General features: G+C 32.9%; 2 protein-coding genes and 1 tRNA gene. 1 reads left to right on the top strand and 2 read right to left on the bottom strand.

Translation table 11 applies throughout. The annotated features are described in order from the left end of the window. Positions 1–67: 67 nt before the first annotated feature. Positions 68–151, top strand: a tRNA-Leu gene (locus ADM33_RS06335). Between the two features lie 74 nt (positions 152–225). Here ADM33_RS06335 and ADM33_RS06330 read toward each other — a convergent pair. Beyond that, positions 226–1,359, bottom strand: coding sequence for a tyrosine-type recombinase/integrase (locus ADM33_RS06330; RefSeq protein WP_049486504.1), 1,134 nt, complete (start codon positions 1,357–1,359; stop codon positions 226–228). 3 nt (positions 1,360–1,362) lie between these two features. Then, on the bottom strand, positions 1,363–1,540 hold a 178-nt coding region (locus ADM33_RS10665; protein ID WP_065429213.1), incomplete at its 5' end, for a DUF3173 domain-containing protein.

Raw genomic sequence — 1,540 nt, 5'->3', positions numbered from 1 at the left:
GCGGTAAGGCAAGGGACTTTGACTCCCTCATGCGTTGGTTCGAATCCAGCTACCCCAGTTACTATTTGCCGGCGTGGCGGAATTGGCAGACGCGCTGGACTCAAAATCCAGTGTCCGCAAGGACGTGCCGGTTCGACCCCGGCCGCCGGTATAGTAATAAAGACAAGGTTTTCGGACCTTGTCTTTTTTTCTTTGTTGTGTGTCGAGTTACCAATTTTTTCCATTTTAAAATAAATCATCAAGTTTATTAGCCAATGTTTTCTGTTTGCTAGGGTACAAATGGGAATAAGTATCAATTGTTGTTGTAATAGATGCGTGTCCTAATCTTTCTTTGACAACAAGATAATCTTCTCCTTGATTTATAAGTAATGATGCATGAGAGTGTCTCAGATCATGAATTCTTATTTTCTTTAAATCTTTATCCCTTTCTAGTATTTGCTTAAACTTCTTATCAATCATATTTTTTGTAATTGTTATTGGTGTACTCTGTATTATTTGAAGTTCTTCAGTATTTTTCGTAAATTCCTCAAGTTTTTCTTTTTGTTTTACTTTCCAATCTATTAGCATTTCTGCTAATTTCTGATTTATTGTTATATTTCTAGTTCCTGAACGTGTTTTTGTTGTATTAATGTAGCTTGTATTATTGACAAAGTATACCGTTTTGGTAACGTAAATCGTATTTGTTAAAAGGTTTATATCATTCCAGTTCAATGCGAGGATTTCTCCCATTCTCATTCCAGTAAAGAAAGCAATTACGAAAAACAGGTCATAGCTTATTTCATCATCTCGAATAAGTTCTCTAAATCTTGTGAATTCTTCTATACTCCAAAATTTGATATTAGGCTTGCTAATTGGTAATTTTCTCAGATTCTCAACAGGATTTTTATCAATGAGGGATTTTCTTATACCAGTATCAAAAATTTTTTTAAGTAGAATTAGAATTTTATTAATTGTATTATAACTTAATGTTTCATTTTCATTTTGTTTTTTAGGTTTTGTTTTTAGGTATTCACGAAATTCGAATATATGGTCATACGTTAATTTATTTAAATTTGTATCTTTAAAATAAGGCTTAATATGACGCTCATAATTGTTTCTTTGTGTACTTGTGTAGCTTACTTTTCTGCCATTTTTCAAATCATCTTCTTCAAGTAAGTCGAATAACATATCCGTTGTCACTATAAAGTCAAATTGTTTTTCTTTTAATTCTACAACTCGAATATGTTGTTCTAGTTCTAGGGCTTCCTTTTTAGATTTTAATCCTTTTCGAATGATACGTATTCTTTTTTGTGTGACGGGGTGGAAACCATTAGAAACATCAACGGTCCATTTACCACTTTTAGTTTTACGAATAGTCATTCATTATGCTTCTTTCTGGAGTTCAATTCCTAGTAGTTCTTCAGCGACACTAGCTGGAATTGTACCTATCCGTTTGTTATCGTAGATGTTAAAACCACGATTAACTAATAGTAATTTGCCGGTATGGATAATCTTTCTTGCAGTTCCTGGAGCAAATCCAAGTTCGATAAGGTCATCTTTT

The sequence above is a fragment of the Streptococcus oralis genome (assembly GCF_001075875.1).
Taxonomy (GTDB): domain Bacteria; phylum Bacillota; class Bacilli; order Lactobacillales; family Streptococcaceae; genus Streptococcus; species Streptococcus oralis_I.
Note: the sequence above shows the minus strand (reverse complement) of the source record. Positions and strands in the feature narration are given on the sequence as shown.

Coding starts and splice junctions, on each gene's coding strand:
- ADM33_RS06330 (WP_049486504.1), bottom strand. CDS start 1,359: ATGACTATTCGTAAAACTAAAAGTGGTAAATGGACCGTTGATGTTTCT.